The sequence below is a fragment of the Paragemmobacter straminiformis genome (assembly GCF_014243445.1).
In the GTDB taxonomy this organism is placed as follows: Bacteria; Pseudomonadota; Alphaproteobacteria; order Rhodobacterales; family Rhodobacteraceae; genus Paragemmobacter; species Paragemmobacter straminiformis.
In genome coordinates this window covers 987,284-1,000,773 of record NZ_JACLQD010000001.1, presented here as the reverse complement: position 1 = coordinate 1,000,773, position 13,490 = coordinate 987,284, and the positions used below count along the sequence as shown (strand labels likewise).

Sequence of the window (13,490 nt, the reverse complement as noted above, 5' to 3'; positions counted from 1 at the left end):
TGCAAATCAACCGCGCAGGCGCTGACCGATACGGATGCCACGGCCAGCGCCAGACGGGTATGGGGGTGCTACATCCGCAAGGATGGGTTGCGGACGGCTTCGCGCGAGGCGGCGCAGAGCATGTTGGCCGAAACCACCATTCCGACGTCGCCGCCCGCAAGCAGGGCGATGCCGGTCATGTTCTGGACCTTGGAGAGAACGCCGCGCAGGGGGCGCAGCAGAACCAGTTGCTGGCCGATCAGCTCGTCGACCGGAACCGCGACGCTGCGGCCCTGCGCGCCGAGGACGACATAGACACCGCGGTTCTGCGCCGAGTCGCTGCCGTTCTGTGCCAGCGGGTGGACGGCGACGATCTCGTCATCGGCGATGCGGAGCATCTTTTGCCCTTCGGCGGCCGAGACGGTGAATTGCAGGTCGGTTTCGGGTTGCAGGATCATGCGGATGGCGTCGACGGGGACGACATAGCGCACGCCCTGCACCGCCACGACCATGCCGTCGAGGACAACCATCGCGAGCGGCATCGAGATGTGGAAGCGCATGCCCTTGCCCGGAAGGGCGACGCGGCGGATCTCGCCCCCGCTGCGGGCAAGGGTGGTCTGGATCTCTTCCAGCACGGGCGAGCCGTCGATCACGGCGCCGTCGTCCTCGATGATGGCGAGAACGCGCTCTTCATCGCGGTGGAAGGCGATGTGGATCGACTGCGGCGCATCGGGACCGAGGTCGAGACGCATGACGAACAGGCTGCGCAGCATCTTGCGCAGGGTTTCGAGGATGGTGATGTCGAGCGTGAGTTCGTCGCCCGAGCAGGAGAACTGCGCTTCGCGGCGGTTGCGGCGGGAGTAGGCCTGCACGAAGGTTTCGAGCGGGCGGGTCACCGAGGAAATGGCGCGGCTGCGGATTTCGACGGTTTCTTCCTGAAGCTGGGTCAGTTGGCCGACGAGCTGCGCCTCCATCTGGGTGACTTCCTGAAGGCGGGTGGCGAAATCGCCGATCAGGTTGCGGACCTGCGCGCGCGCGCGCTTCCAATCCTGCCCGTGGCTGCGCAGAAGGCCGTCGATCGTGTCCATCAGGTCTTCTTCGGCAAGTTCGGTCAGCATGTGGCTGATCATCGACTGGCTGGCCGCGATCTCGCCGATGGATTCGAGCATTTCCGGCGTGACGCCGCTTTGCATGGGCTGCGGGGCGGTGTCGGTATCGGTCGGGGCGGTGCCGGTGTCGCCATCGGCCTCGACCAGGACGGTGAGGGTGCGTTGCAGGCGCAGCTTGCGGGCCGACGGGTCGATGCGTGTCAGCGATTCCCCGAGGCTTGCATCATCGAGGGTGGTTGCAACGAGGAAGTCGAAGAGCGTGTCTTCGCCCTTGAACACGGTGACGTTGGTGATCGGCTTGGCAAGGCCCGAGGACAGCCAGACGATGAACGCCTCGGCAAGGGTTTCGTCGGTGTTGATGTCGGCGCGGATGATGTAGAAGCGCTGGCCGCTTTCGATGGCTTCCGAGGCCGCGCGCACGCTTTCGGGCGACAGCACGCGGTGAAATTCCTTGGGCAGGCCGAGGCGGCGTTCGATGGCCGAGGCGGTCATCAGCCCGTCTTGCACGAAGCAGACGTTGGCGGCTTCCTCGAACAGCTTTTCGAGGTTTTGCGTGTCGGGGGTTTCGCCCTGGTAGAGCGCGTCGAACACCAGTTCGATGGTGTCGATGAAGCCGCGGGCGATGTGGGTGAGGATGGCGTCGGGCGCGATGCCTGTGGCCTGCACGCGGCTGAACAGGTCGATCAGCGACATGGCCAGTTGGCCCGCGGTGTCGATGCGGTAATGGGCGCAGGCGTGATGGACGAGGCGCAGGAGGTGGTCGAGCAGCGCGTGGTCCTTGTCGCGGTCGGACGAGGGCGCGCGCAGGCGGTCAAGCGTGGCTTCGAGGCTGGCGAGCGTTTCGAAAACGTGTTCCGCGCTCCAGCTTTGCACCAGTTCGCGCGGCGAGATTCCGGCGGCAAGGGCGGCGTCGGGCATCACGGCCTCGACGGCGGAGAGTTCTTCGTAAAGGCGCAGTTCGGCGCTGCGGTATTCGGTGGCGTTTCTGGCGCGGGCCAGTTGCGCGGCCGATTCCGACAGGCGCAGGAACCCGTGGGGTGCCGCGGCGGCTTGCAGCGTGGCGATGGCGCTGGCGATGCGGGCCTGATCGGGCGCGTCACCCAGCGAGAAATCGGTGCCCATGCTGGCGATGTCGGACAGGAAGCCGCGGATGGCGTCGAAGAAATTGCCCGATTCGGGCAGGGCGGCGGCGGCGGGGGTGCCGAATTCCTGATCGTTCAGGTCGTCGAGCCGCAGGAGGAGCTGGGCCAGAGCCTCGTCGGTCTGGTCGGCGGTCAGGTAGCTTTGCAGGGCGGTGACCCAGTCGTCGAGCCCCATCTGGCGGGCGGCGTGGCAAAGCCCGTCCGCCTCGCGCCGCGCTTTGGGGGCGGCTTCGGGGTCGGCCGTGTAGCTGTCGTAAAGCGACTGGAGCTTGGCGCGGGCATCCCCGCTCATGCCTTTGAAGATGTCGCGGTAGGTCGGGTCGTCGGCCAGCCTGCGCGCGCGGGCGGCGGGCGGGGCCGGGGTTTCGGGTGCCGAAGGCGCGGGCGCTGCGGCGACGGGTGCGGCGACGGGTGCGGCGACAGGTTCGGGGGCCGCTTCTGGAACGGGTTGATGGGGCGGATCGGCGGGTTTGCGGGGCTTGGTCTTTCTTGCGGCGGGGGCGGGTTCGGCCACCGCTTCGGGGGCGGGTTCCGTGACGGCTTCGGCTGCCGGTTCTGCCACGGGTTCCGCCACGGGTTCCGCAGCGGTAACGGCTTCGGCTGTGGCGGCCGGTGCCGGAGCCTCGGGCGCATGGCCGCTGCAACGGGCGATCTTGTCGAGGAGTTGCGCCATCAGCCCTTCGGAGGAGGCGGGGTCGACGTCGGCGCGGGTGGCGGCGGTCTCTTCCAGCATCAGCCGAAGCGTGTCGGCGGCAAGCAGCAGGATATCCTTGATCTCGGCATCCCACGGAACGCCCTGATCGCGGACGAGGCCGATCAGGTCTTCGGAGTGGTGGGCGCGGCTTTCCACGACGGCGAGGCCCAGAACGCGGGAGTTGCCCTTGAAGGTATGCACGGCGCGGAACAGCGCGCCCACGTGGCGGTCGCGGTCCTGGGCCGTGCCCGAGCCGTCGCCAAGGGCCATGAGCGCGGTTTCCATCGCGTCGAGCGCCTGCGCACCGTCATCGGCGTAAAGCGCCCAGATTTCGTCCATCTCGTCAGACATCGCGTTCTTCTTTCCGCTGCGGGATCAGCCGTTAGGGGGAGAAAGTGGCGGTCAGGCCGCCACGAGCGTCCGCATCGTTCGGGCGAGTTCGTCGCCGGTTTTCTCTTCGAGGTCGTGCGAGACGGTGCCCGAGGGTTTGGACACGACGCCATCGGCGCCCAGTTCGCGGGCCTTGGCGGCATGGGCCGAACCCGACACGGCGACCGAGGACAGCATGCAGATCTTGGCGCGGGTCTTGAGCTTGGCGTGGCGCAGGAATTCCAGACCGTCCATCACCGGCATCTCGATATCGAGCAGGATCAGGTCGACATCGGGAATCGTGCCGAGCTTGTCGAGGGCTTCCTGACCGTTGGCGGCCTGCGCCACCACTTTGAAGTCGGGCAGGGTTTTGATGAAGCTGGCGATGTAAAGGCGCATCATCGCGGCGTCATCGACGATCATCACGTTGAAAGGCATGGGGATACTCCGTTTGAAATATGGGGGCCGCCGCGTTTGCGGCGCGGCGGCCGGGGGGATCAGAAGTTGCCGAAACCGCGCTGGTCGCGGTCGCTGTTGCGGTTGCCACCGGCCAGGGCGCGGGCCGGAGCGGGGGCGCGGCCGCCGCCCATCTGGCCTGCGATCATCGACTGGATCTGCGCCATCAGCTCGGCCGGCACGCCTTCGAGCGAGAGGCCCGGAAGGCCGCGGGATTCGGTCTTGCGCAGACGGAAGCGCGACATTTCCGACCGCATGCTTTCGGTCGCGGCCTGCATCTCGTTCGACGAGGCGGCGAGTTCTTCGGCCTGCTGGCTGGTCGAGAGCGCGGATTTGGCGATTTCGCCGATGGCGATGTTGATCTGCGCCACGCCGCGGGCCTGTTCGTCGGAGGCGGTCGCGATGTCGGTGACGAGGGTTTTAACCTTTTCGATGTCATCGGCGATGGTGACGAAGGCGCGGCTGGTTTCATCGGCGATCTTGACGCCCGATTGCACGCGGGTCGCCGCGTCCTCGATCAGCTCGGAGGTTTCGCGGGCGGCCTTGGCCGAGCGTCCGGCGAGGTTGCGCACTTCCTGCGCCACGACGGCGAAACCGCGGCCATGCTGACCGGCGCGCGCGGCCTCGACCGCGGCGTTGAGGGCGAGAAGGTTGGTCTGGAAGGCGATTTCGTCGATGACCTTGATGATCTTGGCGATGTCTTGCGACGAGGCGCGGATGCCCTGCATTGCGGTGACCATCTCGTTGATCTTGCCCTTGCCGATTTCGGCGACCTCGCTTGCGCCCGTGACGAGCTGGCTTGCCTTGGTCGCGGCGGCGGCGTTGGATTTCACCTGCACGTCGGTCTCTTCGGCCGAGGCGGAAACCTCGTCCACCGAGGAGGACTGGATCTGGCTGTTGGTGGCCAGCGCCTGCGACGACTGGCTCATTTGCTCGACCGTGGTGGCGACCTGCGTCACCTGCTGGGTGATCAGGTTGAAGGCGCCGTTCAGGCCGGTGAAGGCCGATTCGAAGGCGTTCATGATGCGGATGAAATCGCCGGTGAACAGGCTGCGGTCGCTTTGGGCATCGAGGTTGCCATCGACGATGGCGTTCGACAGGCGTTCGATTTCACCGATCACCGAGGTGAGGTTGCTGCGCATCGCTTCGACGGCGGCGTTGAGGAAGGCTTTCTTGCCGGGGAATTGTTCGAGTTGGGCCGAGAAATTGCCCTGCGCGATTTCGGCAAGGCAGGCCACGACCTTTTTCTTGGTCTCGATATGTTCGACGACCATCGCGTTCATCTCGCGGACCACGGTGGCGAAGGCGGGTTCGTAGCCGTCTTCGGAAATGAACTGGTCGATTTCGCCGCGCGAATGATCTTCGGCCATCTTGCGGATGTCGGACATCAGCCGTTCGACCTGTGTATTGGCCTTGATGACCTCGGTCCGGTCCTGCCATTCGACGAAGATGCAGCCGATTTCGGTGCCCTTGGTGAATTTGGGCGTGGCGCGGAAGGCGAGGTGGCGGCCGCCGATGGTGAATTTGCCGTCATGGGGTTTGACCATGCCGCTCATCAGGCCGCGCTGGTAATGCGGGTTTTTATGAAAGACGTCGATATTCTTGCCGATCACGTCGCGGGCGCGGAAGTTGGGCAGGTCGCGGCGGATCTCGGCCTCGATCCGTTCGAACATCTGGTAGCCGGCTTCGTTGACGTGGCGGATCACCATGTCATGGTCGGCCAGCATCACCGGATTGGACAGGATGTCGAGTGTCTCGAATGCGGACATCTTGTCCCAGATATGGGCGTCGGCTGTGGGTTCTTGTGCCATGTCTTCGGTCCTTTGGTAGCCGGCTTCGAGCGCGGTCGGGAGCGGCGGGTCTATGTTGGTCTGGTCAGCCGTGGCGGTGACCGGTTCAGGTTCAAGGTCGGCGAGCGGGTCCGTGCGGGGACGGGTCCGGTTGGTCTGGGACGGCGGAATTCTGCGGGTCATGGGTTAAACCTTTGCAAAAAGCCGCGTCATTCGGCGGCGACGGAAAGGTCGTGCGCCACCGCGATGTCGGTGTCGGAGACTAGAACCGAGGTATCGAGCAGCACGGCCACGCGGTCGCCGATGCGACCGATGCCGGAAATGACGGGGCGGCTGGCCGAGCGGCCGAACTGGGTGTGCCGGTCCACCTGCGCGGGCGGGATTTCCAGCACCTCGGAGACGCCGTCGACGATAAGGCCGATGGGCGCATCGGCCACGTCCATGACGATGACGACGGTGCGTTCGTCATAGGCGCGTTCGGGCATGCCGAAGCGCAGGCGCACGTCCATCAGCGGGATGACCTTGCCGCGCAGGTTGATGACGCCCTTGATGTAATGGGGCACGTCGGGCACGGACATGATGCGCTGCATTCCGACGATTTCGGTGACGCCCGCGATTCCGACGCCGTATTCCTCGTTCGCGAGGGCGAAGGTCAGATACATCTCGTCGATGTTGTCGGTGTCGTTGAGGGAAAGCCCGGCGTTGCGGAGCTTCGTCTCGTCTGTGGTCTGGTCTGACATGCTAATCTCCATTTTCGGCGTCAGGCGCGCAATTCGGTGCGGTGGGGGCGTTGGGCGAGCATGGCGAGCATGCGGGCGGGAATGTCTTCGAGCGGAAGGGCGACTTCGGCGGCGCCGTTTTCCCATGCGGCCATCGGCATGCCGTAGACGACCGAGGTTTCCTCGTCCTGCGCCAGCGTGCGGCCTCCGGCCTGACGGATCGCCAGAAGGCCTGCCGAGCCGTCGCGGCCCATGCCGGTCAGGATGGCGGCCACGGCGTTGGGTCCGGCAAGGCGGGCGACCGAGTTGAACAGCACGTCGACCGAGGGGCGCGAGAAGCAGACGGCGGGGCCTTCGACAAGGCGGATGCGGTAGCCGCGCCCGTTCGGCACGATCTCCATGTGCCGCTTGCCGCCGGGGGCGATGAGGACGCAGCCGGGTTCGACGGTGTCGCCATCCTGCGCCTCGCGGACGGTGACGGTGCAGGTGCCGTCGAGGCGGTTGGCGAAGGGGCCGGTGAAGGCCTCGGGCATGTGCTGGACGATGACGATGGGCGGGCAATCGGCGGGGAACATGGGAAGGATCGCGCCGAGCGCCTGCACGCCGCCGGTCGAGGAGCCCAGCGCAAGGATTTCCGGCCCGGCGGCGGCGCGGGGCGCGCGCGGGGCGGAAGGCCGGGCGGCGAGGGGCGCGCGCGGCGCGGAGGGGTGGGTGCGGCCCAGCATGACATGGGCATCGGCTGCGGCGCGGACGCGGGCGCAGATGTCGGCCATCATGGCGGGCAGGCCGCTGGCAAGCCCCGCGAGCGCCGGCTTGGGAATGATGTCGACGGCACCCGCCTCCATCGCGTCGATCGAGGTCTGCGCGCCGTCGCGGGTATGGGCCGAGATCATCACCGTGGGGATGCGGGCCTTGGGCAGGAAGGCGCGCAGGAAGCTGATGCCGTCCATTTCGGGCATTTCGACATCGAGGGTGATGACGTCGGGGCGCAGGTCCTGGATCATCTTCCATGCGGTGTCGGGGTTCGATGCCGCGCCGACGACCTGGATGAACCGGTCGGAGGACAGGCCCATCGTCAGCACTTTGCGCACCATCGCCGAGTCGTCGACGATCAGCACCTTGACCACGCGCGGGGCAGAGGAGCGCACCATCAGTTGCCCCCCTTGCGGTGGATGCCGTTGTCGACGGGCTGCCAGCGGGTGTTCAGGTCGCGGATGTTCTCGGTCACCGAGGTCACCAGCCAGCCGCCGGGTTCGGTGACATCGCTGATGGCGTTGAGCGTGGCGAGCTGGTCGGCCTGTTCGAAGTAGTAAAGGATGTTGCGGCAGAACACCGTCTGGAACGCCTTGCGGAACGGATAGGGCGTGGTCTTGAGGTTCATCTGCCGGAAGGTGCAGCAATCGCGCAGTTCCTGACGGATGCGGAACTGGGCAAGGCCTGCCGGTTCGAAATACTTGCGGCGCAGGTCGGCGGGGACGCGTTCGAGACGCTGTTCGGCAAAGAGGCCCGCTTCGGCCTGTTCCACCACGGGGGCGGAAATGTCGGTGCCGAGGATCGCCGTGCGCCGGAGCGCGTTCAGGCCGTAATCCTCGGCGATCATGATGGCGAGGGTATAGGCTTCGTCTCCGGTCGAGCAGGCGGCGGACCAGATGCGGATTTCGTCGCGCTGGGCGAGGACGGGCAGGATGCGGGTGCGGAACTGTTGCAGCACCTCGATCTCGCGGAAGAAATAGGTGTGGTTGGTCGAGGCCGCATGCATGACCGCAAGCTGCAATTCGTGCGAGGCGTCGGTCGAGAGCTTGCGGGCGAGGTCGGACAGCGTGGCCACCGTATAGGCGCGCTGCACGCGCGACAGGCGCTGGCGCAGGAGTTCCATCTTGTGTTCGGGGTAATGGATGCCGCAGCGCTGGCTGAGCCAGCCGCGGATCTGTTCGCAGCCCTGCGTTTCGGACATGGTCATGCCGTCACCCCTGCGCCGAGACGCTCGCAGTCGAGGACGAGGGCGACTTCGCCCGTGCCGAGAAGGGCGCAGCCCCAGCTGGCGCGCACGCGCGAGAGGCGTCCGACCAGCGGTTTCATCACCACCTGCTGGCGGTCGAGGATTTCATCGACCGGCACCGCGATGGCGCCGCTGGAGGTGTTGAACACCACGAGGACGCTGCTGGGCGAGTCGGCGTCGCCACGGGTCGGGGCGCCGTAGAAATGGTCGAGGCGGCAGATCGGGATATGCTTGCCGCGCAGGCGGAACATCTCGGAGCCGCCTTCGGCAGAGATGCCCAGAAGCTCGCCGGGGGCGGGGCGGGCGATTTCCGAGACCACGTCGATCGGCACGGCAAAGAGCTGTTGGCCCAGCCGCAGGATGATGCAGTCGAGGAAGGCGAGCGACACGGGGATGTGCAGGGCGACGCGGGTGCCCGCGCCGGCGGTGCTGTCGACGGCGATGCGGCCGCGCAGGGCGGTCATGGTGGAGTTGAGCACATCCATCCCCACGCCGCGGCCCGACAGGTTCGAGACGGTTTCGGCGGTCGAGAAGCCGGGTTCGAAGATGCATTTCCAGAGGGCCGAGGGTTCGGGTTCCTCGTCAGGGCCGAAGAAGCCCTTTTCGCGCGCTTTCCTGAGGATGCGGTCGCGCGAGAGGCCGCGGCCATCGTCGGCGACGATGATCTGCACCTCGGACCCCACCTGCGCGGCCGAGAGGGTGATGCGCCCCTGTGCGGGTTTGCCGCTCGCGACACGTTCGTCCGAGGGTTCGAGCCCGTGGTCGGCCGAGTTGCGCACGACGTGCAGCAGCGGGTCGTAGAGTTTGTCGGCGACAAGCTTGTCGATGGCGGTGTCGCCGCCCTCGATCACCATGTCGATGGATTTGCCGGTCTGGCGTTCCAGTTCGCGCACCATGCGGCGCAGGCGGCGGAACACGTCGTCGATGGGCACGAGGCGCAGGTCGGTCGCGGCGTCCTGCACCTCGCGCACGATCATGTTGAGGCGGTGGACGGCGGTGTCGAAGTTCGACAGCACAAGGCCGTTCAGATCGGGGGATTGCACGGTTTCCGACACCGAGAGCGACAGCTCGCCCACAAGGTCCATCAGGCGGCTGATCTTGTCGGACGAGACGCGCATCAGGCCGGTATCGGCGGATTGGGTTTCGACTGCGGCACTCATGGACACACCCCTTTCGACGCCGCGCGGCGGGGCGCGGGCGGGGGGGCGGCAGACAGCACGGCTTTGTCGCGGAAGGTCATCCCGTCGTTCCCTTTTCCCGGTCTGGGAGTGTTCTGCAAAAGCTGGGCCACGCGGTGCGGCCCCGGTTCAGGCGGGGCCGTCAGGCCGCGTCTTCGTTCCGGTCGAAGTTGAAGATGCAGACGCCGTCGAAGCCCGTGGACTTGAACAGGAAGGTCTTTTTCATCGTGTCGAGGAAGCCGCCGTGCTTCTTCTCGAAGGTCTTGAGGTCATTGACCGAGGGGAAGAAGACGTTGATCGAGACATCGCCTTCCTTGCTGATGAGCACGTTCAGACCCGACAGGTTGCAGGACGGAATGGCGTTGCCCAAAGCCTCGATCACGAAGGGCGCCGCGATCTGTGCGGCGTCGAGTGACGGGAACTTCAGGTGATAGGTTTTTGATAGCATGGATTGCGTGCCCCCAGAGGTTGTCGGGTGTTCGACCAATGGAACGGCGGGATTGCGCGGAATGTGATACAGACTTTGGGATGGGTGCGTGGCATCCCGTCGGGGCGATACAACCATTGGTCGCGCGGCCTGCCCGAAGGATGGGCAGACGCGGATGGGTCGGATTGCGAAGGCAGGTGCGTGATACGCCCAGCCGTCCTGTCAGAAAACCGTTCGGGCGACGGCTGCGGGGGCAAGTGCCGGTATTCTGCTGTCGGTTTTCCGCCCTTGGGCAGCGTATCGGCAGGTTCGAGCCCTGTTTTAGGGGGTGTTGGAAAAAAAATCGCGCAGCACGGCACCACTGGCACGCAACGTGCTTCTTTCCTTGCGACGACAGTTTGTAGCAAGGACGCCTGACATGACGATGATCCACCTGATCGACGATAACTTTGAAGCCGCTTGCGCGCTGGCGCAGTTGCTGGGTCGGCGGCGGGTCGCGGTGGAGCGTGGTGCGAAGCCTGTGAAGGCCGCGCAGGTTCTGGTGGCGTCGGCTGTGGAAGAGCAGCGTCTGGGCGGGCCGCGTGGCCTGACCGATCTGGCGCGGGGCTGCGGTGCGAAATGCGTGATCGTGGTGACCGAAGGGGCTGCGGCTTTCGGGCTGCTGTCCGAGATGGGCGGGCGGATGCTGCGCGTGGCGCTGCCGAAAACCGCGACCGTGGCGCTGCGTGACAGCGGGTTGCTGATGCTGGCCGATATCATCGGCGGGCAGGTGCAGGCGATGGTGGCGGCGGACCCTGCGACGGGGCAGTTGATCGACCTTGCCGCGCGCGTGGCACGGACGGATGTGACGGTTTTCATCAACGGGCCGACCGGATCGGGCAAGGAAGTGCTGGCCCGTCAGGTCCATGCCGCGAGCCGCCGTGCGAATGCGCCCTTTGTCGCCATCAACTGCGCGGCGATTCCGGAAAACATGCTGGAGGCCATTCTGTTCGGCCACGAGAAGGGTGCCTTTACCGGTGCCTCGACCGCCAACAAGGGCATCATCCGTGCGGCCGAGGGCGGGACGCTGATGCTGGACGAGGTGTCCGAGATGCCGATGGGCCTGCAGTCGAAGCTTTTGCGCGTGTTGCAGGAACGCAGCCTGACCCCGATCGGGTCGCAGACCGAGGTGGCGGTGGATATCCGCATCATCGCCACGTCGAACCGCGACATGCCGGAAGAGGTGCGGGCGCGGCGGTTCCGCGAGGACCTGTTCTACCGTCTGAACGTGTTCCCGCTGGCGACGCGCGCGCTGTGCGAGCGGCCCGACGACATTCCGGTGCTGGCCGCCGCGATGGTGCGCCGCCACACGCCCGAGGGCACGGCGCTGCCGATGCTGTCGGCCGAGGCCATCGCCACGCTGATGGCCCATGACTGGCCGGGCAATGTGCGCGAGCTGGAGAACGTGATCCAGCGCGCCCTTGTCATGCAGGACGGTGGCGTGATCGAAGCCGCCGACCTGTTGATCAACGCCAGCGCGCCGAGTGCGATGCTGGCGCTGGCCCGCGCGGTCTGAGGGTAGGACATGGCAATCGGACCTATCAGCGGCTTTCAGCCGTTCCAGCCGACGCAGATCCACAGGCCCGAACCGTCCCAATCTGCCGGCGCAGGCTTTGCCGAGCGGGTGGGCAACGCGGTCGAGGACCTTGCGGCGTCGCAGAACAAGGCGGCGGAATCGGCCAAGGCCTTTGAATTGGGCAAGACCAGCGATCTTGCCAGCGTGATGGTGGACCAGCAGATTTCCTCGCTTGGCTTCCAGTTCGCGCTGAACGTGCGGAACAAGGCGCTGAGCGCCTACCGCGACATCATGAACATGCCGGTGTGACCAGATGGCTATGACCCCCTCTCCCCAATCGCTGGCGGCGAATCCGCTGGTGGCGCAGGCGCGCAACGCGCTGAGCAATGTGATGCGCATGGGCGACCAGCCCGCGCTGCGCCGTGCCATGCCTGCCGTGATGATCATGGTGGCGACCGGCCTTGCGCTGGCCGGATGGCTGCTGCTGCGCGAACCGTCGCGGATGGTGCTGTATCCGGGCCTGCCCGAGGCCGAGAAGAGCCGCGTCTACGAGGCGCTGACGGCGGCGCAGATCGACGCCACGGTGAACCAGCTGACCGGCGAGGTCGAAGTGGCGACCGCCGATTTCCACCGCGCGAAGATGCAGCTTGCAAGCCAGGGCCTGCCCGAGGCGATGCCCGATGGCGATACGGTGCTGGCCGATCTGCCGATGGGCGCGAGCCGGTCGGTCGAGGCGGCCCGGCTGCGGCAGGTGCAAGAAATGGAACTGGCGCGGTCGATCACCGAGATTGCAAGCGTGCAGGGCGCGCGGGTGCATCTGGCCCTGCCCGAGAAATCGGCCTTCCTGCGTGACCAGGAACCGCCGCGCGCGTCGGTGTTCCTGCAACTTGCCGCAGGGCGCGTGATGGAACAGGCGCAGGTCGAGGCGGTGGTGAACCTTGTGTCCTCGAGCGTGCCCGGAATGGCGCGGGGCGATGTGACGGTGGTTGACCAGATGGGGCGGCTTTTGTCGCGCGGGTCGGACGATGCGGCTTCGCTGGTGACGGACCGCCAGTTGCAGCAGCGGCTCGAGGTCGAGAAGCTGTATCGCCAGCGCATCGAGTCGCTGCTGACCCCGATCGCGGGCGCGGGGAACCTTTCGGTACAGGTGACGGTGGATATGGATTTCACCCAAAGCTCGATCACCGAGGAGCGGGTGGACCCGAACGGATCGGCGATCAAGACCGAGCAGACGGAAGAGACCGAAAGCACCGATTCCGGCGCGCGGGGGATTCCGGGTGCCGTGTCGAATGCGCCGCCCAATCAGGGGCAGCTTCAGCCGGCGCAGACGGCGCCGGTGAACCAGCCGGTCAACGGGGCCAAGCCGGTGCCGACGAACCGGACCGCAGGCACGACGCGCAGCTTCGAGGTCAGCCGCACGGTGCAGACCACGCAGCCCGCCACGGCGGTGATCCGCAAGGTGAGCGCCGCGATCCTGATGCGCGCGCTGCCGCAGGCCGCTGTGGCCGAGGGCGAACCCGTTCCGCCGGCCCTGCCCGAGGCGCTGAAGGCGGATCTGGAACGGCTGGCGCAAAGTGCCATCGGCTTTGACGCGACCCGCGGCGACAGCGTGGTCGTGATGGCGCAACCCTTCATGGAAGAGGCGATCATCGCCGATGCGCCGACCGACTGGTCGTGGCTGCCCGATGCAAGCCGCCAGTTCGGCATGATCGCACTGATCGCGATTGTGGCGCTGGGCATCATCCGTCCGCTTCTGACGCGCAGCCCGATGGCGGCGGAAGCCTTGCCGAACGGTCAGGCGACAGTGTCGCTTGGCGGGGTGCAAGGGGTGGAGGTGGCCGAGGGCGACAGCCTTGACGATGTGCAGGCGCGGCTCGAGGCGCGGCGGTCGAAGCTGACGCAGGCGGCGCTCGGGTCGAGTGCGACGCGCGAGGAGAAATTCGCCGTGCTGCGCCAGATCGCCGCCGAGGACCCCGCCCGCATCGCATCCGTCTTGCAGCGGATGATGAAAGACGAACTTGACACCACGGCTTCCTGAGAGGGTTTGACCATGCCTGCGCCCCGTCCTGCCCC

11 protein-coding genes are annotated in these 13,490 nt (G+C 66.4%); 3 read left to right on the top strand and 8 right to left on the bottom strand.

Annotation, left to right across the window (positions count from 1 at the left end; genetic code table 11):
* Window positions 1-68: 68 nt before the first annotated feature.
* From H7F16_RS04685 to H7F16_RS04650, 8 genes are all read right to left on the bottom strand, one after another.
* Window positions 69-3,275, bottom strand: a complete 3,207-nt coding sequence (locus tag H7F16_RS04685; RefSeq protein WP_185796364.1) for an Hpt domain-containing protein — start codon at window positions 3,273-3,275, stop codon at window positions 69-71.
* Window positions 3,276-3,326: 51 nt separating this feature from the next.
* On the bottom strand, window positions 3,327-3,731 hold the full coding sequence (locus H7F16_RS04680) for a response regulator (protein WP_185796363.1): 405 nt from the start codon (window positions 3,729-3,731) through the stop codon (window positions 3,327-3,329).
* Window positions 3,732-3,790: 59 nt separating this feature from the next.
* Window positions 3,791-5,722 (bottom strand): methyl-accepting chemotaxis protein, encoded by a 1,932-nt coding sequence (locus tag H7F16_RS04675; RefSeq protein ID WP_185796362.1) that lies wholly within the window; start codon window positions 5,720-5,722, stop codon window positions 3,791-3,793.
* A 26-nt stretch (window positions 5,723-5,748) separates the two neighbouring features.
* On the bottom strand, window positions 5,749-6,279 hold the full coding sequence (locus H7F16_RS04670) for a chemotaxis protein CheW (protein WP_185796361.1): 531 nt from the start codon (window positions 6,277-6,279) through the stop codon (window positions 5,749-5,751).
* Window positions 6,280-6,299: 20 nt separating this feature from the next.
* Entirely contained in the window at window positions 6,300-7,409 is a 1,110-nt protein-coding gene (locus tag H7F16_RS04665; protein WP_185796360.1) for a protein-glutamate methylesterase/protein-glutamine glutaminase, read from the bottom strand.
* On the bottom strand, window positions 7,409-8,218 hold the full coding sequence (locus H7F16_RS04660) for a CheR family methyltransferase (RefSeq protein ID WP_185796359.1): 810 nt from the start codon (window positions 8,216-8,218) through the stop codon (window positions 7,409-7,411). The genes H7F16_RS04665 and H7F16_RS04660 overlap by 1 nt, the downstream gene beginning before the upstream one ends.
* Window positions 8,215-9,417 (bottom strand): chemotaxis protein CheA, encoded by a 1,203-nt coding sequence (locus H7F16_RS04655; protein WP_185796358.1) that lies wholly within the window; start codon window positions 9,415-9,417, stop codon window positions 8,215-8,217. The genes H7F16_RS04660 and H7F16_RS04655 overlap by 4 nt, the downstream gene beginning before the upstream one ends.
* 160 nt (window positions 9,418-9,577) lie before the next feature.
* On the bottom strand, window positions 9,578-9,883 hold the full coding sequence (locus tag H7F16_RS04650) for a hypothetical protein (protein ID WP_185796357.1): 306 nt from the start codon (window positions 9,881-9,883) through the stop codon (window positions 9,578-9,580).
* 397 nt (window positions 9,884-10,280) lie between these two features.
* Here H7F16_RS04650 and H7F16_RS04645 point away from each other — a divergent pair, with 397 nt between their 5' ends.
* From H7F16_RS04645 to fliF, 3 genes are read left to right on the top strand one after another with little or no spacing between them, the layout of a single operon-like run.
* On the top strand, window positions 10,281-11,417 hold the full coding sequence (locus tag H7F16_RS04645; protein WP_185796356.1) for a sigma 54-interacting transcriptional regulator: 1,137 nt from the start codon (window positions 10,281-10,283) through the stop codon (window positions 11,415-11,417).
* A 9-nt stretch (window positions 11,418-11,426) separates the two neighbouring features.
* Window positions 11,427-11,726 (top strand): flagellar hook-basal body complex protein FliE, encoded by a 300-nt coding sequence (gene fliE, locus H7F16_RS04640; RefSeq protein ID WP_185796355.1) that lies wholly within the window; start codon window positions 11,427-11,429, stop codon window positions 11,724-11,726.
* A gap of 4 nt (window positions 11,727-11,730) precedes the next feature.
* Entirely contained in the window at window positions 11,731-13,455 is a 1,725-nt protein-coding gene (gene fliF, locus H7F16_RS04635; RefSeq protein WP_185796354.1) for a flagellar basal-body MS-ring/collar protein FliF, read from the top strand.
* Window positions 13,456-13,490: the final 35 nt, after the last annotated feature.